This is a genomic window from Allobosea sp. (genome assembly GCF_051860145.1).
Classification (GTDB): domain Bacteria; phylum Pseudomonadota; class Alphaproteobacteria; order Rhizobiales; family Beijerinckiaceae; genus Allobosea.
On record NZ_JBHYEM010000002.1, the window covers coordinates 62,363 to 85,361 of the forward strand.

At 67.4% G+C, this 22,999-nt stretch carries 21 protein-coding genes; 10 read left to right on the forward strand and 11 right to left on the reverse strand.

Annotated features, from left to right (window positions below):
• Nucleotides 1–7: 7 nt before the first annotated feature.
• Entirely contained in the window at nucleotides 8–823 is an 816-nt protein-coding gene (locus ACTIF2_RS03585) for a GntR family transcriptional regulator (protein WP_439495666.1), read from the forward strand.
• Nucleotides 824–909: 86 nt separating this feature from the next.
• Here ACTIF2_RS03585 and ACTIF2_RS03590 read toward each other — a convergent pair whose 3' ends face one another.
• From ACTIF2_RS03590 to ACTIF2_RS03610, 5 genes are all read right to left on the reverse strand, one after another.
• Nucleotides 910–2,232 (reverse strand): MFS transporter, encoded by a 1,323-nt coding sequence (locus ACTIF2_RS03590; protein WP_439495667.1) that lies wholly within the window; start codon nucleotides 2,230–2,232, stop codon nucleotides 910–912.
• A gap of 54 nt (nucleotides 2,233–2,286) precedes the next feature.
• On the reverse strand, nucleotides 2,287–3,354 hold the full coding sequence (locus ACTIF2_RS03595) for an Ldh family oxidoreductase (RefSeq protein WP_439495668.1): 1,068 nt from the start codon (nucleotides 3,352–3,354) through the stop codon (nucleotides 2,287–2,289).
• Nucleotides 3,355–3,394: 40 nt separating this feature from the next.
• A complete protein-coding gene (locus ACTIF2_RS03600; RefSeq protein WP_439495669.1) occupies nucleotides 3,395–4,126 on the reverse strand; it encodes an SDR family oxidoreductase in 732 nt (243 codons plus the stop codon).
• Nucleotide 4,127: 1 nt separating this feature from the next.
• Nucleotides 4,128–5,258, reverse strand: a complete 1,131-nt coding sequence (locus ACTIF2_RS03605) for a mandelate racemase/muconate lactonizing enzyme family protein (protein WP_439495670.1) — start codon at nucleotides 5,256–5,258, stop codon at nucleotides 4,128–4,130.
• Nucleotides 5,259–5,341: 83 nt separating this feature from the next.
• Nucleotides 5,342–6,031, reverse strand: coding sequence for a GntR family transcriptional regulator (locus tag ACTIF2_RS03610; RefSeq protein WP_439495671.1), 690 nt, complete (start codon nucleotides 6,029–6,031; stop codon nucleotides 5,342–5,344).
• A gap of 189 nt (nucleotides 6,032–6,220) precedes the next feature.
• On the opposite strand from ACTIF2_RS03610, the gene ACTIF2_RS03615 reads away from it, so the two are divergent.
• The 6 genes from ACTIF2_RS03615 to fhuF all read left to right on the forward strand — a co-directional run bounded on the left by ACTIF2_RS03615 (nucleotide 6,221) and on the right by fhuF (nucleotide 13,950).
• Nucleotides 6,221–6,751, forward strand: coding sequence for an RNA polymerase sigma factor (locus ACTIF2_RS03615; RefSeq protein WP_439495672.1), 531 nt, complete (start codon nucleotides 6,221–6,223; stop codon nucleotides 6,749–6,751).
• Nucleotides 6,752–6,855: 104 nt separating this feature from the next.
• Complete coding sequence (locus ACTIF2_RS03620; protein ID WP_439495673.1) at nucleotides 6,856–7,791, forward strand: FecR family protein; 936 nt, start codon at nucleotides 6,856–6,858, stop codon at nucleotides 7,789–7,791.
• A 161-nt stretch (nucleotides 7,792–7,952) separates the two neighbouring features.
• Complete coding sequence (locus ACTIF2_RS03625; RefSeq protein WP_439495674.1) at nucleotides 7,953–10,361, forward strand: TonB-dependent siderophore receptor; 2,409 nt, start codon at nucleotides 7,953–7,955, stop codon at nucleotides 10,359–10,361.
• 7 nt (nucleotides 10,362–10,368) lie between these two features.
• Complete coding sequence (locus ACTIF2_RS03630) at nucleotides 10,369–11,256, forward strand: ABC transporter substrate-binding protein (protein ID WP_439495675.1); 888 nt, start codon at nucleotides 10,369–10,371, stop codon at nucleotides 11,254–11,256.
• A complete protein-coding gene (gene fhuB / locus ACTIF2_RS03635; protein WP_439495676.1) occupies nucleotides 11,249–13,228 on the forward strand; it encodes a Fe(3+)-hydroxamate ABC transporter permease FhuB in 1,980 nt (659 codons plus the stop codon). The genes ACTIF2_RS03630 and fhuB overlap by 8 nt, the downstream gene beginning before the upstream one ends.
• Nucleotides 13,225–13,950 carry a siderophore-iron reductase FhuF gene (gene fhuF, locus ACTIF2_RS03640; protein ID WP_439495677.1) on the forward strand — a complete coding sequence of 242 codons (726 nt, stop codon included), beginning with the start codon at nucleotides 13,225–13,227 and terminating at the stop codon, nucleotides 13,948–13,950. Before fhuB ends, fhuF begins: the two co-directional genes overlap by 4 nt.
• Before the next feature lie 22 nt (nucleotides 13,951–13,972).
• Here fhuF and kdgD read toward each other — a convergent pair whose 3' ends face one another.
• Entirely contained in the window at nucleotides 13,973–14,923 is a 951-nt protein-coding gene (gene kdgD / locus ACTIF2_RS03645) for a 5-dehydro-4-deoxyglucarate dehydratase (RefSeq protein ID WP_439495678.1), read from the reverse strand.
• Between the two features lie 96 nt (nucleotides 14,924–15,019).
• Nucleotides 15,020–15,925 (reverse strand): LysR family transcriptional regulator, encoded by a 906-nt coding sequence (locus tag ACTIF2_RS03650; protein ID WP_439495679.1) that lies wholly within the window; start codon nucleotides 15,923–15,925, stop codon nucleotides 15,020–15,022.
• 262 nt (nucleotides 15,926–16,187) lie between these two features.
• Here ACTIF2_RS03650 and ACTIF2_RS03655 point away from each other — a divergent pair, with 262 nt between their 5' ends.
• Genes ACTIF2_RS03655 through ACTIF2_RS03665 form a run of 3 tightly spaced genes read left to right on the forward strand, consistent with a single transcriptional unit; the run spans nucleotide 16,188 to nucleotide 19,160 of the window.
• Nucleotides 16,188–17,177, forward strand: a complete 990-nt coding sequence (locus tag ACTIF2_RS03655; RefSeq protein ID WP_439495680.1) for a Bug family tripartite tricarboxylate transporter substrate binding protein — start codon at nucleotides 16,188–16,190, stop codon at nucleotides 17,175–17,177.
• 14 nt (nucleotides 17,178–17,191) lie between these two features.
• Complete coding sequence (locus tag ACTIF2_RS03660; protein ID WP_439495681.1) at nucleotides 17,192–17,641, forward strand: tripartite tricarboxylate transporter TctB family protein; 450 nt, start codon at nucleotides 17,192–17,194, stop codon at nucleotides 17,639–17,641.
• 13 nt (nucleotides 17,642–17,654) lie between these two features.
• Nucleotides 17,655–19,160, forward strand: coding sequence for a tripartite tricarboxylate transporter permease (locus ACTIF2_RS03665; RefSeq protein WP_439495682.1), 1,506 nt, complete (start codon nucleotides 17,655–17,657; stop codon nucleotides 19,158–19,160).
• 49 nt (nucleotides 19,161–19,209) lie between these two features.
• Here ACTIF2_RS03665 and ACTIF2_RS03670 read toward each other — a convergent pair whose 3' ends face one another.
• From ACTIF2_RS03670 to ACTIF2_RS03685, 4 genes are all read right to left on the reverse strand, one after another.
• A complete protein-coding gene (locus tag ACTIF2_RS03670) occupies nucleotides 19,210–19,518 on the reverse strand; it encodes a hypothetical protein (RefSeq protein ID WP_439495683.1) in 309 nt (102 codons plus the stop codon).
• 116 nt (nucleotides 19,519–19,634) lie between these two features.
• Nucleotides 19,635–20,681, reverse strand: a complete 1,047-nt coding sequence (locus ACTIF2_RS03675) for a calcium-binding protein (RefSeq protein ID WP_439495684.1) — start codon at nucleotides 20,679–20,681, stop codon at nucleotides 19,635–19,637.
• 411 nt (nucleotides 20,682–21,092) lie between these two features.
• Nucleotides 21,093–22,004 carry an ABC transporter permease gene (locus ACTIF2_RS03680; RefSeq protein WP_439495685.1) on the reverse strand — a complete coding sequence of 304 codons (912 nt, stop codon included), beginning with the start codon at nucleotides 22,002–22,004 and terminating at the stop codon, nucleotides 21,093–21,095.
• A complete protein-coding gene (locus tag ACTIF2_RS03685; protein WP_439495686.1) occupies nucleotides 22,001–22,969 on the reverse strand; it encodes an ABC transporter permease in 969 nt (322 codons plus the stop codon). The genes ACTIF2_RS03680 and ACTIF2_RS03685 overlap by 4 nt, the downstream gene beginning before the upstream one ends.
• Between the last annotated feature and the right edge of the window lie 30 nt (nucleotides 22,970–22,999).

The window sequence follows — 22,999 nt, forward strand, 5'->3', positions numbered from 1 at the left end:
TGAACATATGCCGGCTGTCAACGCCAAAAAAGCGACGCCTCCTGCCGCCAAACCCGGCACGCAGCGGAAAGATCCGCTTCCGGCCATTCCGAACCTGACAGCCAGCGACGCAGCGCCGCTCTATGAAAAGGTGAAGCGCCACATGTCGGAAGCGATCCTGGTCGGCGAATGGCAGCCCGGCATGGTGCTGCCGAACGAGACCGCGCTCGCGCAGAGCTTCGGCATCGCGGTCGGCACGATGCGGCGCGCCATGAGCGATCTCGTTGCGGAAGGTCTATTGTCGCGCCGGCGCAAGACCGGCACGGTGGTGACCGGCCGCAGCCCGCATCACAGCCTGCGTTTCTTCTTCCAGTATTTTCGGCTGCACCGGGCCGATGGCAGCCTCGTGCGCTCGCAGGTGCAGATGCTGAGCGTCGGGATCGCCCCGGCCACGGCCGAGGAAGCCGCAGCGCTGCAGATCGAGCCGGAAGCCGCCGTCATGAGGCTGCATCGGATCCGGCATGCCGATGGCCGCCCGGTGATGCATGACCGTCTCGTCATCGCGGCGGCGCGCCTGCCCGACTGGCCGCTCGATCCGGCCGCCCTGCCGGCCTTGCTCTATCTCTACCTGCTGGAGCGCTACGGCATCCGCATCTCGGCCGTGCGCGAGACGATCACCGCCGATCTCGCCAGTGATGAGGATATCGCGCTGCTCGACCTCGACGGGCGGGAAGCCGTGCTGACGATCGACGAGACCGCCTATGATCAGGCCGGAACGCCGACCATCCTTGGTTATCATCGCGCCACAACGCGCGCCCACGCCTATATCAACGAAGTCCGGTAGACCGCCCGGTTCGCGGGAGTCTACCGAACCATTGGCGCAGGACGCAGGAACGCTCCCTGGCGCTTTTCCCGATCTGGGAAGTGCCGCTAGTCGGTTCCGCGCTCGTATGACCGGGCCCGGATGGCGATGACCGCGAAGGCGGTCACCGCGCAGCAGACCATCAGATAGGCCACGACCCAGGTCGGCTTGCCGCCGCCGGCCGAGACCAGCGCGGCGGCGATGAACGGCGTCGGGCCGGCGATCAGCATGCCGTTGAGCTCACGGGTCATGGCGATGCCGGAGAAGCGGTAGCGCGTCGGGAAGAGGTTCGCCAAGAAGGCGCCCTGCGCAGCCGCGAGGCCGCCGAAGCCGATGCCGTAGCCGATGCTGAGCGCCAGCGTGGCGAGGACGACGTTCTTCGTGTCGAGCAGCGCGAACATCGGGAAGGCGTAGAGGAACACGAAGATCGCGCCGAAGAGATAGACCTTGGCGTGGCCGATGCGGTCGGCGAGAGCGCCCAGCGGCGGCGTCATGACGATGCCGGTTAGCGTCGCGATGATCACCGCCGTCAGCGAGTCGGTGCGGCTCATGCCGAGCGTGTTGGTCATGTAGCTGAGGCTGAAGGCGCTCAGGATATAGGCATTGGCGTTGTGGCCGGTGACGGACAGGAAGCCGAAGAGCAGCTCGCGGGGACTGTTGCGAACGAGTTCGCCCAGGGGGACCTTGGCTTCGACGCGCTTCTCGGCGGCACGCTCCATCGCCGCGACATATTCCGGCGTCTCGTCCAGGTTCTTGCGGATGTAGAGGGCGACGAAGAAGAGCAGCGCCGAGACCAGGAACGGCACGCGCCAGGCCCAGCCGAACAGCGTCTCCTCCGGCAGATAGGAGACGATCAGGAACATCAGCGTCGCGAGCATGATGCCGACGACCGTCGCGGCCTGGAGATAGGCCGTGTAATAGGCCTTGCGCTCGGGCGGGACATATTCGGCGACGAGCGTCACCGCCCCGGCATATTCGGCCCCGGCGCCGAAGCCTTGCAGCAGCCGCAGCAGGACGAGCAGGACGGGCGCCCAGATGCCGATCTGGTCATAGGTCGGCAGCAAGCCCATCGCGACGGTGGACGCGCCCATCAGCGCGATGGTGAAGATCAGCGCCGGCTTGCGCCCGAAGCGGTCGCCCATATGCGAGATCAGGACGCCGCCGAGCGGCCGGCTGAAGAAGCCGACCGCAAAGGTCGCGAAGGCCGCGAGCACACCCGCCGAGGCAGAGAATTGCGGAAAGAAGAGCTTGTTGATGATCAGGCCCGCCGCGGCTCCGTAAAGCGCGTAATCGAACCACTCGATGACCGTGCCGATCGTCGCGGCGCTGACGGCGCGCCGGATATTGGCCTGTTCGGCCGGTGATTTATCGATCGCAATGGATGCAGACATGGGCTTCCTCGCTGATGCTGTTCTTGTTGGTGGATGAGCGGCTTTGCCGCGGTGTCAGCAGATCGCAGGCATCGGAACGCCGAGCCGGCGGGCGTTCTCCGCCAGGCAGCCGGCGATGGCGTCCGACAGGACGACGCCGTCCCGCAGCTGCGTCTCGCGCCGCGCCAGCGCACGGGCGCCGGGAAGCTCGACCCGCTCGAAACCCCGCCGCGTCTGCGATCCCTCGCAAAGCGCGACCAGGGCCTCGACCTGCCGGCGGAAAGCCTCGGCGCCGCCAAAGGCGGCCGGGTCGATGATGAGGACGAGGACCGCGGCGCTCCAGCCGTCGCCGGCATCGGCGCGGCCGCGGCCGGTCAGGCAGCCCGTCAGCAATTCGACGATGAGGCCGAGCGAGAAGCCCTTATGCCCCGCTTCCAGCCCGCCCAGAGGCAGGATCGTGCCGGGCGGATCCGTGGCGATGATCGCGGGATCCGTCGACGGCCGGCCGAGATGGTCCATCAGGAACGGATGCGGCAGGGCCTCGCCGCGCTGGCGATAGGCTGCGACGCCGCCATTGGTCATCAGGGCGGTCGACATGTCGACCATGATCGGGCCGTTCGGCGCCGGTGCCCCGAACGCGATCGGATTCGAGGTCAGCACTGGCGTAACACCACCGAAGGGGGCGACGCTGCGATGGCCCGGATCGGTCAAGGTCAGCAGCATCATATAGCCCGCATCGACCGCGGGCTTCAGATATGCCCCAAGGCAGGCCGTGTGGTGGCTGCGCTGGATCGCGACCGCGCCCATGCCGAAGCGGCTCGCGCGGGCCATCGCCTCCTCCACCGCGCGGCGCAGCAGCCACGGGCCGGGCAGCTTGTGCCCGTCCCAGGTGAGGCAGGCGCCGAGATCGTTCACCACCTTCGGCTCGCCGGATACCGCCATGCCGCCGGCCTCGATCTCGCGCAGGTAGAGCGGAAGCAGCGTGAGACCATGCGTGGATTTGCCGAGGCAATCGCCCTCCACCAGCACCGCCGCGACATCCGCCGCCCTGTCGGGAGGCAGGCCGGCGCGCTCGAACAGGGCCCGGGCACAGGCTTCGAGATCGTCGGCGCGGTAGCGCGCGCCCGCCTCGTTGCGGCTCATGGGCATCTCCTCCCGTTGCATGGATCTCGTCGCCTCCCGGTCAGATCGCCCAGCCGCCGTCGATGACGTGGGCTTGGCCCGTGGTGTAGGTGGCGCAGGCGAGATAGACCGCGAGATCGGCGATTTCCTCGGGCGTGCCGATCCGGCCGATCGGCTGGCGCGCCACGAACGCGGCACGCGCCGTGTCGTAATCGCCCTGCGCGCTCAGGCGCTGCTGCAGCGACGGGCTTTCCACCGTCCCCGGGCAGATCGCATTGCAGCGGATGCCTTGGGCGACATAGTCGGCGGCGATCGACTTGGTCAGGCCGAGCACGGCGGCCTTGGTCACGCCATAGGCGAAGCGGTTCGGCACGCCCTTCACGCTCGACGCGACGGAGGACATGTTGATGATGCAGCCGTTCCGGCGCTCCAGCATGCCGGGCAGCACGGCCTTGATCGTGCGCACCATGGCCTTGACGTTGAGGTCGTAGGCGAAGTCGAGATCGGCCTCGCTCGCCTCCAGCACGGTGCCGCTCTGGACCACGCCGGCGCAGTTGAACAGCACGTCCACCCGGCCGATCTCGGCGAAGAAGGCAGAGACGGCGGCCGCGTCGAGCACGTCGAGCTTGCGTCGGCGTAGCTTTGAGCCCGCCTCGATCTCGGCGAGCTTCGCCTCGTTGATATCCGTCGCCCAGACCTCGGCACCCAGACTGTCGAAGGCCTCGACTGTGGCCCGGCCGATCCCCTGCGCCGCCGCCGTGATGACGACGGCTTGCCCTGCGAGCGCGCTCATCTCAGTGCCCTGCCTTCAGGGCCGGCGCGGCGCCGTGGCTGGCGCGGTGGACGATGCTGCGCTCGAGCGCGGACCAGTCCCAAGCGATGCCGAGGCCGGGTTCGTCGGACGGGATCGCCTTGCCGTTCTCGATGCGGATCGGCGAGCTCGTGACGAGGTCGAGTTGCGGGATGTATTCGAGCCAGCGGCTGTTGGGGACCGCGCAGCACAGCCCGAGATGGATCTCCATCAGGAAATGCGGGCAGACCGGCACATTGAAGGCCTCGGCCATATGGGCGACCTTGAGCCAGGGCGTGATGCCGCCGATGCGGCCGACATCGACCTGGACGATCGAGCAGGCGCCGGCCTCGAGGTAATCCTTGAACTGCGAGAGTGAGTACATCGACTCGCCGACCGCGATCGGCACCGTCGTCGATTCCGCCAGCCGCCGATGCGCGCCGACATCGTCGGCATGGATCGGCTCCTCGAACCAGGCCACGTCGAGCTTCTCGTAATGGCGCGCGCGGCGGATCGCTTCGTCCAGCGACAGCCCCTGATTGGCGTCGGTCATGATCTCCCAGCCGAAACCGACCTTGTCGCGCACCGCCGAGAGACGCCGCACGTCCTCCGCGACATGCGGCCGGCCGACCTTGATCTTGGTGCCGCCGAAGCCCGTCTCCTTGGCCTTGACCGCCTCGTCGATCAGCTCGGCATCGTCCATGTGAAGCCAGCCGCCCTCGGTGTAGTAGAGGTCGATGCCGTCCTTGGCGCCGCCGGCGAGACGGTGCAGCGGCAGGCCGGTCTTTCGGGCGCGCAGATCCCACAAAGCCGTGTCGATCGCCGCCAGCGCGATCGAGGTGATGGCGCCGACCGTGGTGGCGTGGACGCGGTAGAACAGTGCGCGCCAGATCGCCTCGATCGCCTCGGCCTCGCGGCCGATCAGGACCGGCGCCAGATGATCGTCGATCAGCTTGCAGACGGACGAGCCGCCGGTGCCGATCGTGTAGCTGTAGCCCGTGCCGGTGACGCCATCGGCATCCGTGATGCGCACCATCGGCGTTTCCTGGAGCTCGAAGCTCTGGACGGCGTCGGTGCGCTTCACCTTGGGCTTGAGGTCCGCCTGCAGGACCTCAACGGATACGATCTTGGCCATGTCATCGCTCTTCTGATGCTGAAAATGGATTGGTGTGCGCCTGCCTGGGCCCGCCATCTCGGCCGGACCCTGCGGCACGTGGTTCAGGCGGCTCCCGAGTCCGGCTCCTCGGTCCGCCAGCCGTCATAGCGCTCCCAGGAGGCGACGAGATGGGCCTCGAGAGCCGCGCCGGCAGCGTCGGGATCGCCGGCGACGATCGCATCGAGGATCGCGCGATGCTCGGCGATCAACGGCTCGATGAACTGGGGAACGCGGCTGAAGAGCCGGGCATGATGCAGATGCGGCCGCAGGCCTCGGACGCTCTGAGCGAGGATCTCGTTACCCGAGGCATCCAGCATTGCCTCGTGGAAGATCTCGTCGGCGCGGCTGAGCGGTATGAAATCGCGGGCTTGCGTACCGAAGGTCTCGCCCTCCATCGACTGCAGGCTTTCGGTCATGCGGGCGAGCGCTTCGGGCGAGCGCCGCCGCGCCAGCTCTCGCGCAGCCGCACCCTCGGCGATGATCCGGAAGTCGCGCAGCTGTTCGAACCAGTGCCGGCTCGGCACGGGGGTCACCGAAAAACCTGCGAACGACGTCGCCGTCACCAGGCCTACGGCCGACAGGCGCGTCAGAGCCTCGCGGATCGGTGACGAACTGACGCTGAACTCCCGCGAGAGCGCATCGATGTTGAGACGCTCGCCCGGCGCATAGGCGCGATCGAGAATCCGTTCCTGCAGGATGGATGTGACCTGGTCGGTCAGCGCAACGCGCGCAACCAGCGGCTTCGTGGCCATTCTTGAAACTCCCTGCCGCAACCTTGCATCGAAATCACCGAGCGTCAATCATCGATCGTGCATGATCGATGATTGTGGAAACCCGTCGATGACGCGGCTGAACAGCGCCTCATTAGAATTCATCTAAATCATTGAGATTGAAGCTCAATTTTCTTTTGGCTATAGCAGGCCGCCGCACCGATGCGGCAAGTGCTCCGGTTCGCGTTCCGCATGACCGATATCGCCTCGCCTCCCCTGTCTCGCCTGTTCGAGAGCCATTACGGCGAACTGCGCGCCTTCGCGCTGCGCAAGCTGAACGACATCGCGGCCGCCGATGACGTCGTGCAGGAAGCCTGCCTGCGGCTGGCGGGCCTCGACGGCCAGGCGATCGAGAACCCGCGCGCCTTCCTCTACCGCGTCGTCGGCAATCTCATCATCGATCACACGCGCCGCGAGCGGGTGCGGTCGCGCTATCACGACGCCGACCGGGACGGGCTCGAGGTGCGCGACGAGCGCGCCGATGCCGAGCGCCAGCTTCTCGCCAGGCAGCGGCTGCGGCTGGTCACGCAGGCGATTGCCGAGCTGCCGCCGAAATGCCGCGAGTGCTTCGTCCTGCGCCGCTTCGAAGAGCTCGACCAGAGCGAGATCGCGGAGCGCATGGGCATCAGCCGCAACATGGTCGAGAAGCACCTGCGCCACGCCGTCACCCATTGCGCCAGGCGTTTGCGGGACGGCGACTGATCGCTGCCGCGACCTCCTGTCCCTGGCTCGTCATGCGTCATATAGGTGCAGGCCGGGCGCGGAGCGATCACCGCGCCGGCAGCCTAAAGGCACTCGACGCGACGATGCAGGACGAGCGGGACACCATCCTCGACCAGGCCGCCGAATGGTATATGCGGCGCGACGCCGGCGGGTTCACCGCCGCCGAAGGCCTGCGCCTGCGAACCTGGCTCGCGGCCGATCCGCGCCACCGCGAGGCCTTCGACGAGATCGAGGTGACCTGGTCCCTGATGGGGCACGCAGCCTTCGACGATAGGCCGCGCGCCGCGCCGGCACCGCCCGCGTGGCGTCGGCAGCTGATGGTCGCAACGGCGATCGCCGCGTCGATCGTCCTCGGCATCGGCTATCTTTTCGACATCCCGACCAGGCTTCGGGCGGACGCCTATACGGCGACCGGCGAGACCCGCCTCGTCAGGCTCGATGACGGCTCGACCGTGATGCTGGACACCGCCTCGGCGATCGCCGTCGACTATACGCAGCAGGCCCGGCGCATCCGGCTGCTGGGCGGCGAAGCGGTCTTCACCGTCGCACCGGATACCGGGCGCCCCTTCCTGGTCGAGTCGCAGAATGGCGAGAGCCGGGCGCTGGGCACCGCCTTCGCCGTGCGCGACGACGGCGCGGGCGCGACCGTCACCGTGCTCGAAAGCAAGGTCGGTGTCGCGCTGCCTGATCGGCAGGCCGAGATCCGGCTCACACCGGGCCAGCAGGTCAGCTACACCAGCCTCGGCCTCGGGCCGGTCGAGCAGGTCGATGCCGACGTCGAGACGGCCTGGCGGCGCGGCAAGCTGATCTTCGTCGACAAGCCGCTCGGCAGCGTCGTCGATGCGCTCAACCGCTATCATCGCGGCCGCATCCAGATCACCGACGCGGCGATTCGCAGCCGGCCGGTCAGCGGCGTCTTCGAGATCGGCGATCCGCTGCGCGTCCTCGACGCGCTCGAAGCCTCGCTCGACCTGCGCTCGACCCGGCTGACGAGCTATCTCGTGCTGCTGCATCGCTGAAAAAACCTCCACTCGCGACCTCCTCTTTTCCGCGGCCCATCCGTCTCAGGTTCTGAAGGGCTCGCATGGCAGAGCGCATTGCGCCGCAGCGAGCCGTCTTGAACAGGCCGGGGGTTGGTATGAGCGTTGTCGCGTCAGTGAAGTGCGGCCGGGATTGGCGGGTGCGGCGGCAGGCCATGGCCCTGGCGCTGCTGGCCTCGACGGCGCTCGTAGGACCGCTTGCCGGAACCGCTTCGGCGCAGGCGCCCGCCCCGGCCGCCGCCCGCAGCTACGCCATCCCGGCCGGCTCCTTGGCGCAGGCGCTCAACCGCTTCGCCGATATCGCGCAGCTCCAACTCGTCTATGATGCCGCGACCACCCGCAACCTGCGCAGCGGCGGCCTCAACGGCTCGTTCTCGCGCGAGCAGGGGCTGGCGCGGCTGCTCGCCGGGACCGGCCTGAGCTATCGCTTCACCAACGCCTCGACCGTGACGATCAGCGCGCCGGCAGCGGCGGGCGCGAGCCCGGGCGCGCTCCCGGCCGGCGCAATCACGCTCGACACCATCGACGTCAATGGCGAGACCGCCTGGGGGCCGGTCAACGGCTATGTCGCCAGCCGCAGCGCCAGCGGCAGCAAGACCGACACGCCGCTGATCGAGACCCCGCAATCGATCTCGATCGTCACCCGCGAGCAGATCCGCAACACCGGCGCGCGATCCGTCGCGGACTCGCTGAGCTACACCTCCGGCGTCACGACGCAATCGCCGATCTTCACCCGCATCGCGGACGATTTCATGGTGCGCGGCTTCAACGTCGCCACCGGCAACACCGGCAATCTGCGCGACGGGATGAAGCTGCAGTCCAACGTCTATGATGGCGGCCAGGAGCCCTACGGGCTCGAGCGCGTCGAAGTGCTGAAGGGCGCAGCCTCGGTGCTCTACGGCCAGCTCGGCCCCGGCGGCGTCATCAACGCCGTCAGCAAGCGCCCGACGCCGACGCGCTTCGGCGAGGTCAATCTCGAATATGGCAGCTACAATCGGCGCCAGATCTCGGCCGATCTCGGCGGCCCGCTGACGGCGGACGGGCAGTTCTCCTACCGGCTCACCGGCCTGCTGCGAAAGTCGGACACGCAGGTCGACCATGTCGAGGACGACAAGATCTATATCGCACCGGCCCTGACCTGGACGCCGAGCGCGGCAACCTCGCTGACCCTGCTCGGCTATTATCAGCAGGTCCGGACGCGCTTCGCGCCGCCGATGCCCTACGCCAACACCCGCAACAATCAGATCCCGCGCAACCTTTTCATCGGCGAGCCGGCCTATGACCGCTTCGACGGCGACCAATATGCGCTCGGCTATCTGTTCGAGCATAATTTCACCGACACGCTGAAGCTCAGGCACAATCTGCGCTACTTCCACGCCGATCTGTCCTGGGACTATCTGACCTTCGGTGGTCTCGCCGCCAACGGGCGCACGCTCAATCGCGGCGTCAGCGACCGCGAAGAGACCTCGACCGGCTTCACCACCGACACCTCGCTGGAAGCCAAGTTCGACACCGGCCCGGTCAAGCACACGCTGATCGCCGGGCTGGACACCTACCGGCGTACCTACGACTCGCACAGGCGCAACGGGACCGCCGGCCCGCTGCTCGACATCTACGCGCCGGTCTACGGCACCACTTATCCGACGCTGGGCGCGGTCGACAACGGCACCGACAATCTCAGCAACCAGTACGGCATCTATCTGCAGGACCAGATCAAGATCGCCGACAAATGGGTGCTGGTGCTCGGCGGGCGGCATGACTGGGCGAGGACCAGCATCCGCAGATACGCCAATAATGCGCTGGCGAAGTTCGACGACAGCGCCTTCACCGGTCGCGCCGGCCTCGTCTACCTCTTCGACAACGGTTTTGCTCCTTATGTCAGCTACAGCCAGTCCTTCGAGCCGCAAATCCAGACCGATCGCCTCGGCAACGCCTTCAAGCCGACCGAGGGCGAGCAATACGAGGCCGGCATCCGCTACCAGCCGCCGGGCACGAACCTGCTGTTCAGCGCCGCGGTCTACGACCTCAGGCAGAAGAATGCGCTGACGCCGGATCCGGCGGCGCCGTTCGCCTTCTCGGTCCAGACAGGTGAGGTACGCTCGCGCGGCGTCGAGCTCGAGGCCAAGGCCAGCCTCGACCGGCTGAACCTCGTCGCGGCCTATTCCTACACCGACGCGCGCACGACCAAGAGCAACGATCCCTCCGCTCTCGGCCAGCGTGTCGAGCTCGTGCCTTACCATTCCGTCGCGCTCTGGGCCGATTACGATCTCTCGGATCTCGGCCTGAAGGGTCTCAGGCTCGGCGGCGGCGTGCGCTATCTGAGCGGCACGAACCTGATCGGCTTCGCCTATGACGTGCCCGGCCGCACCGTCGTCGACGCCATGATGAGCTACGATTTCGAGGCGATCACGCCGTCGCTCAAGGGCATGACCTTGCAGGTCTCGGCCAAGAACCTGCTCGACAAGCAGTACATCACCTGCGCCGGCGCGACCGGCTGCCGCTACGGCGATCCGCGCACCGTCACCGCCTCGCTCAGCTATCGCTGGTGAACGCCGCGTGCTTTCCCGGCGCGCGCTCCTGTCGGCCGGCGCGACGGCGCTCCTCCCCGCCGGCGCCTTTGCACGCGAGCGCAGTCCGCGCATCGTCTCGATGGACCTGTCCTTCACCGAGATGCTGCTCTCGCTCGGCCTGCGGCCTGCGGCCATCGCCAACGTGCCGCTCTACCAGCGGCTGGTCAGCGTCCCGCCCGCGCCGCCGGACGCGGTCGATCTCGGGCCGCTGACCGAGCCGAACCTCGAATTGCTGCAATATCTCAAGCCCGACCTCATCCTCGCCGCCTCCTGGCAGGCCTCGGCGCTGGCGCCGCTCGAACGGATCGCGCCGGTGACCTGGCTGCCGACCTTCGCGCGCGGGCAGGGGCCGCTCGACTTCACACGCGACCTCCTCGCCCGGATCGCCGGGCTCGCCCGCCGCGAAGTCGAAGCGGCGGCGCTGCAGCGCGAGGCGGATGCCGCGCTGGCCGAGGCCGCGCAGCGCCTGCGCGCGCATGCCGACCATCCGGTCTATCTCCTGCGCTTTGCCGAGGACGGGCGGCGCACCGCGATCTTCGGCGCCGCCAGCATGGTCGGCGACGTGCTCCTCAGCCTCGGTCTGCGCAACGCCTTCACCGCGCGCGCCAATATCTGGGGCACGGCTTCGATCGGGATCGAGCGGCTCGTCGAGGTGCCCGACGCGGTGATCGTCCATTTCGAGCGTGGCGCCGAGACCGCGCGCGCCATGAAGCGGCTGGCGCAGAGCCCGATCTGGAACGCCTTGCCGGCGGTGCGGGCCGGGCGCGTCCTCGGCATGCCGGTCATCTATCCCAATGGCGGCACGGTCTCGGCCACGCGCTTCGCCAGGCAGCTCGCCGATGTCCTCGCCGGCGTGGAACCGAAGCATGGCTGAGGAGATCGCGCAGAGGCGGCCGCTGCTGCTCGCGGCCGCGCTGGCCGTGCTCGCCTGCGGCCTGTTCTGGGTCTCGCTCGCCGGCGCGGTGCCGGCGGGCCAGCTCTGGACGGCGCTCTGGTCTCCAGCGCCGGAGGATCTGCGCCAGCTCTTCGTGCATCACAGCCTGCTGCCGCGCCTGGCGATCGGGCTGCTCTGCGGCGGCGCGCTCGGACTGGCCGGGACGCTGTTCCAGCAGGTGCTGCGAAATCCGCTGGCCGAGCCCGGCACGCTCGGCGTCTTTGCCGGCGCCAAGCTTGCGCTTGCCGCCGTGACGCTCTGGAGCCCCGACCTCTTCGCCTTCGGCTTCGAGGCGGTGGCGCTCGCCGGCGGCGGAGCGGCGATGCTGCTCGTGCTGATCCTCGCCTGGCGCCAGCGTTTCGACCCGCTGGCGCTGATCCTCTCCGGCCTCGTCGTCACGATCTATCTCGGCGGCATCAACGCCATGCTGGCGCTGTTCCATCAGGAGGCCTTGCGCGATCTCTTCGTCTGGCAGGCCGGCTCGCTGAATCAGAACAACTGGCTCGCGGTCCAGACGCTGTTGCCGCCGCTGACGATCGCCGCCGTTCTGGCCGCCCTGCTCGTGCGGCCGCTCGAGGTGATGGCGCTCCAGGACGATGTCGCGCGCGCCATGGGCCTGAAGCTGCCGCTGATGCGGCTTGCCGCCCTCGGGGTCGCCGTCCTGTTCTCGGCGCTCGTCGTCGCCCATATCGGCGTGGTCGGCTTCATCGGCCTTGCCGGACCGTTGCTCGCCCGTCTCGGTGGAGCGCGACGGCTGCGCAGCCGCCTTGTCTGGGGCGCCGTCCTGGGCGCGCTGCTGCTGAGCGTCGCCGATCAGGCGGTACAGGCGCTCGGCCCGACGCTGGACCTGCCGACCGGCACGCTGACCTCCCTGCTCGGCGCCGGGCTCCTGCTCTGGATGCTGCCGCGCCTGCGCGCCGGCCACGACCCGCGTGCCCGCAACGAGATCGCACCCGGGCGACTGATGCGGCCATGGCTGGTCATTCTTTGCGCGCTGCCGCTGCTGGCGCTCGCCGTCTGGATCGCGCTCTCCTTCGCGCGCGTGCCGCAGGGCTGGCATTGGAGCAGCCTCAGCGAGCTGCCGGCCTATTGGCCATGGCGCGGCGCCCGCGTCGGCGGCGCGCTTGCGGCCGGCGCGCTGTTCGGCATCGCCGGCACCTTGCTGCAGCGGCTGACAGGCAACGCCATGGCGAGCCCGGAGCTGCTCGGCATCTCGTCGGGCGCCGCGCTCGGCCTGATCGCCGTGCTGTTCGCCGCCGCGCAGCCCGGACCCCCGCTCGCGCTCACGGCAGCGACCGCGGGCGCGCTCGCAGTGCTGATGCTGATGCTCTGGCTCGGCCGGCGCTCGACGCTCTCGCCCGAACATGTCCTGCTGACCGGCGTCGCGCTGAGCACCCTGGTCTCGGCCCTGACGGCGACCCTGCTCGCGACCGGCGACCCGCGCATGATCGTGGTGCTCAACTGGATGGCCGGCTCGACCTATCGCGTCACGGCGCAGGAGGCGGCGATCGCCTGCGTGATGGCCGCGGCGCTGATCGCCGTCTCGCCCCTGATGATGCGCTGGCTGACCATCCTGCCGCTCGGGCATACAGCGTCGCGCGCTGTCGGCGTGCCGCTCGCGGCCTCGCGGCTCGCCATCCTGCTCGCGACCGCGGCAGCGACCGCCACCGGCACGCTGATCGTCGGGCCCTTGAGCTTCGTCGGGCTGATGGCGCCGCACGCCGTCCGCCTCATCGGCTTTCGCCAGGCTTTGCCGCAGCTCTGCGCGGCAGCGATCCTGGGCGCGCTACTGATGGTCCTCGCCGATCTCGCCGGGCGCATCGTCGCTTTTCCCTGGCAGATTCCGGCGGGGCTGGTGGCGACATTCCTGGGCGGCAGCTATTTCATCCTCCTCATGATGAGGCAGCGATGATTCCGGCTTTTGCGCCGCTATTCGCAGGCGAGCTCGCGATCTACGGCGATCGCTTCGTGCTGAGCGCGGACGAGCCGCCACCCTCGCCGGGCCGTGACCTCGTCGATGCCGAACGCCTGCCGCAGCTGCTCGCTGCCTTCACCGCGGCGCGCTATCCGGATGGCGATCGCCGCGCCGTCGCCTCGCTCTGGGCCAAGCATCATTTCGCGACGTTGCTGCCGCCTGCCCTGGCGCTCGCGCTCATCGCCGAGCAGGAGATCGACCTCGATTTCGACGCCATCGGCTGCACCTTCGCCGGCGATGGCATCACCACGCGGATCCACCTGCGCGACGCCGGCCGGCCGGCCGCGCCGGCAGACGCCCTTGCCCGTTTCCTGCCTCTGATCGACGGCCATCTCGAACCGCTGATCGCGGCGCTCGCAGCCGTCAGCGGCGCGAGCCGCAAGGTGCTCTGGAGCAATGCCGGCAACATGTTCGATTTCATCACCAGGCGGGTCGAGCGCGCGATCGGCCCCCGCGCGCCGGTCGGCGAGGCGCTGGCGCTGATGGCGAGCCGGCGCTTGCCCGACGGCCGGCCGAACCCGCTCTTCGACCCCGTCCGCTACCACGACCAGGCGACGGGGAGCGGGAGGCTGCGGCGCGTCTGCTGCATCCGCTACCTCATCCCCGATCTCGGCTATTGCTCGACCTGCCCCCTGCCCGCCGCCAGACCGTCGCCCTGACGCCGGGCCGGGGCCACCGCGCTCAGGCCGCCGCCAGTTCGCGCGCGGCGAATTCGCCCTGGTCGAGCCGGGCGACGAGCGCGGCGAGCTCGGCCGTCTCGCTCTCGGTCAGATCGGTCAGCGGGCTGCGCACCGGGCCGGAATCGCGGCCGATGACCTTCATTCCCGCCTTGATCATCGAGACGGCATAGCCGCGCTTGCGGTTGCGGATCGCGATCAGCGGCAGGATGAAGTCGCGCAGGCCCGCCTGCACCGTCTCCCGGTCGCGGCGGCGCACGGCGGCGTAGAACTTGGTCGAGAACTGCGGAACGAAATTGAAGACCGCCGAGGAATAGGTGGTGACGCCCATCTCGAGATAGGGCAGCGCGAAGGTTTCCGCGGTGGGCAGGCCGCCGATATAGGTCAGCCGGTCGCCCATGCGCAGATGGATGCGCGTCATCAGCTCGATATCGCCGATGCCGTCCTTGTAGCCGACGAGATTCGGGTTGCGCTCGCAGAGCCTGGCCAGCGTCTCCTCGGTGACGATGGCGTTGTCGCGGTTATAGACGATGACGCCGAGCTTCGTCGCCTTGCAGACCGCCTCGATATGGGCGGCGAGCCCGTCCTGCTCCGAGAAGACGAGATAGGGCGGCAGTAGCAGGATGCCGTCGGCGCCCGCCTGCTCGACCCCGGCCGCGAGCTCCGTCGCGATCTGCGTGCCATGGCCGACGCCCGCGAGTACCGGCACGCGGCCCTTGGTCTCGGCAACCGCCGTCGCCACGACGTTCACTACCTCCGCCGGCGAGAGCGAGAAGAACTCGCCCGTCCCGCCCGCAGCGAACAGCCCGGCGACGTCATAGCCGCAGAGCCAGTCGAGATTGGAGCGATAGCGCGTCTCGTCGAAGCCGTTGCTCGCCGTGAAGGGCGTGATGGGAAAAGACAGCAGGCCGTTGCCGATATGCCGGGCCATCTCCTGCGGGGTCATCTTGCTCATGCTCGGCTCCTTCACTGAATTCAGTCGCAGGAGTAGATCAAGAACGATGCCGATGGAGACCAATCACTGTATCGGTCGATGCATTGATTGGATCGCTCAGCCGGGTTTTGCCTGGTCCTGGGCCAGCCCCTTGGCCAGGGCGGCGACGATCGGCAGGAGCGGATTGTCGTTGTCGTCGCGGCTGACGAAGAAGAGCTCCGCCGGCCGCTGCCGCGGCAGGTCGACGGGTCGCAGCGCGACGCCGCTGAAATGCAGGTTCACCGCCGCCTCCGGAACGAGTGCGACGCCGACGCCGGAATGGACCATCGCGAGGATCGAGTGGATCTGGGCGAGATGCTGGACATAGTTCGGCACGAGACCGGCCCGGGAGAAGAGCTCGACCAGCAGATCGTGGAAATAACGCGCCTCATAGGGCGCGTACATGATGAAGGGTTCGCTCGCGAGATCCGCGATCGCGATCCTCTCGCAGCGCGCCAGCACGTGCCCGGTGTTCACCGCCGCGATCAGCGGCTCCGCGGTCACGCGAAAGGCGCTGAGGCCCGTGCGCGGAATCGGCGGCCGCAGCAGGCCGACATCGATCTCGCCCGAATCCAGCCGCTTGAGCTGATCTCCGCTGACCATTTCCTTCAGCGAGACCTCGACATCGGGCAGCTCGCGGCGACACGCCGCGACGAGTTCCGGCACATAGGAATAGGCCGAGGTCGCCGTGAAACCGATATTGATCGAGCCCGCCTTGCCGTTCGCCACGCGCTTGGCGAGCAGGGCGGCGCTCTCGGCGAGCTTCAGCAGGCGGCGGGCCTCGGCGAGGAAGCTCTGGCCGGCGGGCGTCAGCTTCACCGTGCGGTTGCTGCGCTCCAGCAGGATGACGTCGAGCACCCGCTCGAGGATCTGGATCTGCCGGCTGAGCGGCGGCTGCGTCATGTTCAGGCGCGCCGCCGCACGGCCGAAATGCAGTTCCTCCGCAACGGCGACGAAACAGCGAAGCTGGCTCAGCTCGAACATGCTCCGCTCCCCTGCGGCTGCCCGCGCCGCGTCCCGGCCCAGGCTCGTTGCCTGTTCTGGCCGCTAATCCCGGCCGTTTCAATGTGGCGGGCGCCCGTCGCGCTCGATCCAAAAATGATATCGCCCCATTGCCAATCTAACTCATTGGCGCATCGTGCCTGACTTATCCTCCGCGGGAGAAGGCAGCCTCCAAGACTGCCTGCGAGTTCGCAACCCGGCCGCCCATGCCCAGGACCGCACCCCACCCGGAGGAATCACGAGCATGTCCAGATCACCGTCCCGCCTGTCCGCCATCGCCGTGAAGGGCCTTGCCCTCGCGGCGCTCGCCGGCATCGCCTTCGCTCCCCGCCCCGCCGCGGCCCAGAATTTCGAGCGGCCCGTCCGGCTCGTCGTGCCCTTCGCGCCGGGCGGAACCTCCGACATCCTGGCGCGCCTGATCGGACCCAAGCTCTCGGCCGCCATCGGCCAGCCCGTCGTCATCGAGAACAAGCCCGGCGCCGCCGGCAATCTCGGTGCCGACACGGTCGCGAAGGCGCAGCCCGACGGCCACACCCTGCTGCTGATGGATGTCGGCTCGCTCGCGACCGCACCGAGCCTGTTCTCCGACCTGACCTACGATCCCGCCAAGGACCTGGCCCCGGTCTCGATGGTGATGTTCGGCCCCTATGTCCTGGCGGTGCATGAATCGATCCCGGCCAAGACGGCGCAGGAGCTGATCGCCTACGCCAAGGCCAATCCGAACAAGCTCGCCATCGCCAATTCCGGTGTCGGCGCGGCCAACCACATCACCGCCGTGTCGATGGCGAAGGAACTCGGCATCCAGTGGAAGAACGTGCCCTATAAGGGTGGCGCGGCCGCCTCGCGGGCCGTGGTCTCGGGCGAGAGCGGCGTCATCATCAACGGCTCGACCGCGACGCTGCCCTTCGTCGCCAACAAGCAGCTCGTCGGGCTCGCCGTCACGGGCGAGGAGCGCGTCGCCGGTCTGCCGACCTTCAAGGAGGCCGGGCTGCCCGGAGGCGACGCCGGTACCTGGCAGGGCATCCTGACCACCGCCGGCTCGCCGCCCGCCATCGTCACCCGCCTCAATGTGGAGATCGGCAAGATCCTCGAAACGCCGGAGATCAAGGCCAAGATCGCCGAGCAGGGCGGCGTCGTGCGCGCCGGCCCGCCGGCCGAGTTCGCGACCTGGCTGAAGGATGCGACCACGCGCTGGGGCGGGATCATCCGCGAAGCCGGCATCAAGGGCAGCTAGAACGGAGCCGGCCGATGACGCGCTCCCGGATCGACTGGCAGGATCTGCTCTTCGGCCTCTTCCTCGTCGCGGTCGCGGCGGCGACGCTCGTCGCGACCCGCAAGCTCAATGTCGGCAACGCCGCCGACATGGGGCCAGGCTACATGCCCCGCGTCGTCTCGTTCGGCCTGCTCGCCTTCGGCCTGTTCTTCTGCGTTCGCGGCGTTCGGCGGGCCGGCATGGCGATCGAGGCCGTGCAGATCCGCCCTCTCCTGGCCGTGCTGGGCGCCGTCGGCATCTTCGCGCTGACGGCGGAGCGGCTGGGGCTCGCGATCGCGTCGGTCGTCACCGTCATCGTCGCCGGCTTCGCCACCCGGGACGGGCGCCTTCGCGAGACGGTTCCCTTCGCGCTGGCGCTTTCGATCGCGTCCGTCCTTCTCTTCATCAAGGTCCTGGCGCTGCCGGTGCCCGTCTGGCCGCGCTGAAGGCTCTCCTCGCATGGAACTCTTCGACAACCTGCTGATGGGGCTCACGACGGCCCTTCAGCTCAACAATCTCGGCCTGTGCCTGCTCGGCGTGGTGATCGGCACCGCGATCGGCGTGCTGCCCGGCATCGGCCCGATCCCGACGGTCGCGCTGCTGTTGCCCTTCACCTTCGGGCTCTCGCCCGACGGCGCCATGATCATGCTGGCCGGCATCTTCTACGGCGCGCAATATGGCGGCTCGACCACCGCGATCCTCGTCAACGTGCCCGGCGAGACCTCTTCGGTCGTGACCTGCATCGATGGCCACGAGATGGCCAAGCAGGGCAAGGCCGGCACGGCGCTCGCGATCGCGGCGATCGCCTCCTTCTTCGCCGGCACGCTGGCGACCGTCGTCATCGCGCTGCTGAGCGTGCCGCTCTCGGTCCTGGCGCTGAAATTCACCGCGGTCGAGTATTTCAGCCTGCTCGTGCTCGGCCTGATCGCCGCCGTGGTGCTGGCGCATGGCTCCGTCGCAAAATCGCTGGCGATGGTGCTGCTCGGCCTCCTGCTCGGCCTCATCGGCATCGATGTCTCGTCCGGTGCGGCCCGCATGACCTTCGGCATCCCCGAGCTCTCGGACGGGCTCGATTTCGTGCCGGTCGCCATGGGCCTTTTCGGCCTCGGCGAGATCATCGCCAATCTGGAGCGCCCCGCCGAGCGGCGCGTGGTGAGCCAGGCGATACGCGACCTGATCCCGAGCCGGGCCGACCTGCGGGCGGCCTTCCCGGCCATGGTCCGCGGCACTGCGCTCGGCTCGGTCCTCGGCGTGCTCCCGGGCGGTGGCGCAGCGCTTCCGCCCTTCTCCTCCTACGCGCTCGAAAAGAAGATCGCCAAGGACCCTTCGCGCTTCGGCAAGGGCGCGATCGAAGGCGTGGCCGGCCCAGAAGCCGCCAACAATGCCGGCGCGCAGACCTCGTTCATCCCGCTGCTGACGCTCGGCATCCCGGCCAACGCGCTGATGGCGCTGATGATCGGCGCGCTGATGATGCAAGGCATCCAGCCCGGCCCGCAGATCATGACCGAGCAGCCCAAGCTCGTCTGGGGCGTGATCGCCTCGATGTGGGTCGGCAACCTGATGCTGCTGGTGATCAACCTGCCGCTGGTCGGCCTGTGGGTCTCGATGCTGAAGATCCCCTATCGCCTGCTGTTTCCGGCGATCGTGCTGTTCTGCTGCATCGGCACCTATGGCATCGCCAACAGCCTGTTCAATGTCTGGCTGATGCTGGGCTGCGCCGGCATCGGCTATTTCTTCATCAAGGTCGGGGTGGAGCCTGCGCCGCTGCTGCTGGGACTGGTGCTGGGGCCGCAGCTCGAGGAGAATTTCCGCCGCGCCATGCTGCTCTCGGAGGGCGACTTCTCGGTCTTCCTGTCGCGCCCGATCAGCGCCGTGCTGCTCGGCATCGTCGCCCTGCTGCTGCTGGCGCTCCTGTCGCCTACGATCCTGCGCAGCCGGAAGGCAGCGCTGGCCGAAGCAAACTGAGCGCCTTCATCGAAGCCGCTCTGCGCGCTCCGCGCCGCCGCGCCGGAGCTCATCGTTTCTGCCGCCAGGCGCGAAAGCGCGACCAGCCATCGACACAGGCATGGGCGAACCACGCCATCGGCTTCTGCAGGAATGGAATATCGGCCGCGATGAACATCAGGCCGAGCGGAAGCATCCAGAGCCCGAGGAAGGGCAGGATCGAGAACACGCCGCCAACGATCAGCAGCAGGCCGACCGGAATCCGGATCCAGCGCGACAAGGGATGACGCAGCCAGCGCATCGCCGACGCGACGCCAGCCGGCACCTCCTGCTCGATCCGCTTGAACGCCGATCGCAGCGCGCGCTTCCCCTCAGCCATCCCTCGCTCTCACCTCCAGCCTGTCCAAACGAGCAACGCGTTCAATCGTATTTCGTTCGTGCTGTGCCGAATGCAAGCGGCCGGCGCCACCCTGGCGATGGCGCCGGCTGGGTCAACTAGGCGAAGAACAGGGACGCCTGAACGTCGGCAATTTGCAGCGAGTCATAGGCCAGCACTTTGAAGGAGTAGAAGCCCGAGCCAACGGCGACATAGCCGATCACTTCTTGGTAGCTCACCTTTTCAAGATAGACCCGCCCACGATACTCCTCCGGGAGAATTATGTAGTCTCGAACCCCACCGGCATTGAACCCGCCGATAAAATCGTAATCGCCAGCATATACATCAAGACTAAGATTGAAATAGTCTAGGTCGGAGCTATCGAAATCTCCGTAAAAAGTGTCGTTACCCATATAGCCACTGAGCGCGTCGGAGCCGTTGCCCCCGTAGACAAGGTCATTCCCCAGGCCGCCAAACAGCGTATCGTTGCCGTTCCCGCCATCGATATAGTCCCTGCCGCTGCCCGTAGCGATCAGATCGTTGCCAGCGTCGCCCTTGGCACTGATCGCATTCATGAGCCCGGAGTAGATGGTGTCGTTGCCCGAGCCGGCGCTTACGGTGTCAAAACCCAGATCAGCCCAGATCAGATCGTCGCCCGCGCCACTAAAGAGTCGGTCGTTACCTTCGCCACCAACTAGCGTATCATTGCCATCCCCAGCCATTATAAAGTCGTCGCCACGCCCTCCTTCAAGGTAATCGTCGCCCATCCCGCCATCCAATTGATCATTTCCCAACCCACCGAAGAGTTGATCTTTGCCAGCTCCCCCGTACATCTCGTCGTTGCCATTCCCTCCATCAACCAAATCGTCGCCACCAAGGCCGGTGATCCAATCGTCGCCATCCTCACCGTACAAGCTGTCATTGAACACAATGGACTCAAAAAGGCCGCCAAGCTTATCGTTGCCAGCGCCGCCGTACATGTAACCGCCGCTGCCATCAGACATGAAGCGCAAGGAATCATCACCCTCGCCGCCGTACATATGCGCCGGACCGACACCTTCAAAATAGAGGTGATCATCACCATCCAGACCATATTGGATGTTGTCGAACGCAGATAACTGACCGCCGTTATCATCATTCCCAAGAGTTCCGATGAATGTGCCCAAAATTTCCTCCTCCACGTTTTCTATGCTGCGACGCACGCTGTGGGTGCGGCCTAGGCGGCATGGGATGCCCAGTCAATTCGTCGAAAGCAGTTTGCGCGTTTAGAAATGATCTCTACCCGCTCCGGTCACGCCGGTTGGGTCGCCTTGAGCTAACGGCCCCCGACAGTTCGAGTGATTGCCGAAGGTTGGCTCAAAGGGCGGGGCAACCTGCAAAACGTCCCACACATCTCTGCTGAATCATCTACCAACAAGTCTTACCCCGTTGCTTAGACGCTTCATCGAGCGGCTCGCCTGGACGACGGTTCAGCACCGAACATGTTTGCCATCCGCCTTGATTATTTCGCCGCAGCCTGCTCAAGCCAATCCGCGCTCGGCGCGCCTATTAGCGCGAAAGCCCGCTAAACACCGTCCTCAGGTCCCTCTCCGCGGGTTCAGCACATCCCGCAGCTGATCGCCGACGAGGTTGATCGCGACCACCGTGAACAGCAGGGCGAGGCCGGGATAGAAGCTGATCCAGAACTTGCCGGAGAGCATGTACTGGTAGCCGTTGGCGATCAGCATGCCGAGGCTCGGCTCGGTGACCGGAACGCCGAGCCCCAGGAAGGAAAGCGTCGCCTCCAGCGCGATGGCGCGCGCCACCTGGACGGTGGCGATCACCATCAGCGGCGTCAGGCAGTTCGGCAGCAGGTGCCGCAGCAGGATGCGCCAGGGCGAGGCGCCCATCGCCCTTGCCGCCTCGATATACTCCTTGCGGCTCTCGATCAGCGCGCTGGCGCGGGCCGTGCGCGCATAGGCCGCCCATTCGACGATGACGAGCGCGAGCACGACGTTGAGCACGCCCTTGCCGAGGAAGGCGAGGATCATCAACGCGATCAGGATCGCCGGAAAGGAGAGCTGCAGGTCGACCAGGCGCATCAGGGCGCTCTCGATCCGTCCGCCGGCGTAGGCGGCGAAGAGGCCGAGCAGGGCGCCGACCGCAGCCGCGGCAACTGCGGAGGTCACGCCGACGAATAGCGAGATACGCAGCCCGTAGAGAATGGCCGAGAGCATGTCACGGCCCTGGTCGTCTGTCCCCAGCCAGAATGTCATGCCGGTCGCTGCGGTGGAGCCGGGCGGCAGGCGCCCGTCCAGGATGTCGAGCTGGGTCAGGTCGTAGGGATTCTGCGGCGCGATCCAGGGCGCGAGCAGCGCGAGCAGGACGACCACCGCAAGCAGCGCCAGGCCGATCACGGCGGTGCGCGAGGCGGTGAAGGCTCGCGCGAAGCGGCCGAAATTCGACACGCGCGGCGGGACGGCCTGGTCGAGTGAAGCTGGCGCGTTCATCGGCTCGTCCGCACGCGCGGGTCGAGCACCGCGTAGAGGCAATCGACCACGAGGTTGATGACGACGAAGAGCAGCACGATGATCATCAGATAGGCGACGATCATCGGCCGATCGAGGACATGGATGCTGTCGATGATCAGCTTGCCCATGCCCGGCCAGGAGAAGATCGTCTCGGTGACGACGGAAAAGGCGATCACCGACCCGAATTCGAGCCCGACGATGGTGACGACCGGGATCATGATGTTCTTCAGCAGATGCCTGGTCACCACCGCGCGCTCGGAAAGCCCCTTGGCGCGGGCGGTGCGGATATAGTCCTGCGGGAGGATCTCGCGGGTCTCCGCCCGGACGAGGCGCATCACCAGCGAGATCTTGAACAGCGCCAGGTTCAGCGCCGGCAGGATCATGTGCCGAAGCCCGTCCAGGGTCAGGAACGACCACTGGATGCCGAAGAGCGCGCGCGTCTCGCCGCGCCCGCCGGAGGGCAGCCAGCCGAGCTGCACGGCAAAGACCATGATCAGCAGCAGCCCCACCCAGAACCCCGGCAGCGAGAAGCCTAGGATCGAGCCGGTCATGATCGCCTTGGAGACCAGCGAGTGCGGCTTCACCCCGGCGAAGAGGCCGAGCGGAATGCCGATCACGATCGCCAGCAGCATCGCCGCGATCGCGAGTTCGAGCGTCGCCGGCATGCGCTGCAGGATGATCTGCAGCGCGGGCTCGTTATAGACGAAGCTGCGCCCGAGATCGCCGTGGATCGCGCCGTTCAGGAAGGAGAGGTACTGGACCCAGAGCGGACGATCGAGGCCGAAGGCGGCGATGGTGCGCAGCCTCTCGCCCTGGTCGGCATCCTGCGAGATCAGCGTCTCGACCGGATCGCCGATGACGCTGACGCCGATGAAGACGATCACCGTCATGGCGATCACCACGAAGACCGCCTGGAGCACGCGTCGCAGCAGCCAGGCGCTCATGATTTGCGCTCGCCCATCTCACGCATCCCG

Bases quoted from the DNA above. Each gene is read 5' to 3' on its own strand.
- ACTIF2_RS03585 (WP_439495666.1), top strand. From the start codon at position 8: ATGCCGGCTGTCAACGCCAAAAAAGCGACGCCTCCTGCCGCCAAACCC.
- ACTIF2_RS03590 (WP_439495667.1), bottom strand. From the start codon at position 2,232: ATGTCTGCATCCATTGCGATCGATAAATCACCGGCCGAACAGGCCAAT.
- ACTIF2_RS03595 (WP_439495668.1), bottom strand. From the start codon at position 3,354: ATGAGCCGCAACGAGGCGGGCGCGCGCTACCGCGCCGACGATCTCGAA.
- ACTIF2_RS03600 (WP_439495669.1), bottom strand. From the start codon at position 4,126: ATGAGCGCGCTCGCAGGGCAAGCCGTCGTCATCACGGCGGCGGCGCAG.
- ACTIF2_RS03605 (WP_439495670.1), bottom strand. From the start codon at position 5,258: ATGGCCAAGATCGTATCCGTTGAGGTCCTGCAGGCGGACCTCAAGCCC.
- ACTIF2_RS03610 (WP_439495671.1), bottom strand. From the start codon at position 6,031: ATGGCCACGAAGCCGCTGGTTGCGCGCGTTGCGCTGACCGACCAGGTC.
- ACTIF2_RS03620 (WP_439495673.1), top strand. From the start codon at position 6,856: ATGCAGGACGAGCGGGACACCATCCTCGACCAGGCCGCCGAATGGTAT.
- fhuB (WP_439495676.1), top strand. From the start codon at position 11,249: ATGGCTGAGGAGATCGCGCAGAGGCGGCCGCTGCTGCTCGCGGCCGCG.
- fhuF (WP_439495677.1), top strand. From the start codon at position 13,225: ATGATTCCGGCTTTTGCGCCGCTATTCGCAGGCGAGCTCGCGATCTAC.
- kdgD (WP_439495678.1), bottom strand. From the start codon at position 14,923: ATGAGCAAGATGACCCCGCAGGAGATGGCCCGGCATATCGGCAACGGC.
- ACTIF2_RS03650 (WP_439495679.1), bottom strand. From the start codon at position 15,925: ATGTTCGAGCTGAGCCAGCTTCGCTGTTTCGTCGCCGTTGCGGAGGAA.
- ACTIF2_RS03655 (WP_439495680.1), top strand. From the start codon at position 16,188: ATGTCCAGATCACCGTCCCGCCTGTCCGCCATCGCCGTGAAGGGCCTT.
- ACTIF2_RS03660 (WP_439495681.1), top strand. From the start codon at position 17,192: ATGACGCGCTCCCGGATCGACTGGCAGGATCTGCTCTTCGGCCTCTTC.
- ACTIF2_RS03665 (WP_439495682.1), top strand. From the start codon at position 17,655: ATGGAACTCTTCGACAACCTGCTGATGGGGCTCACGACGGCCCTTCAG.
- ACTIF2_RS03670 (WP_439495683.1), bottom strand. From the start codon at position 19,518: ATGGCTGAGGGGAAGCGCGCGCTGCGATCGGCGTTCAAGCGGATCGAG.
- ACTIF2_RS03680 (WP_439495685.1), bottom strand. From the start codon at position 22,004: ATGAACGCGCCAGCTTCACTCGACCAGGCCGTCCCGCCGCGCGTGTCG.
- ACTIF2_RS03685 (WP_439495686.1), bottom strand. From the start codon at position 22,969: ATGAGCGCCTGGCTGCTGCGACGCGTGCTCCAGGCGGTCTTCGTGGTG.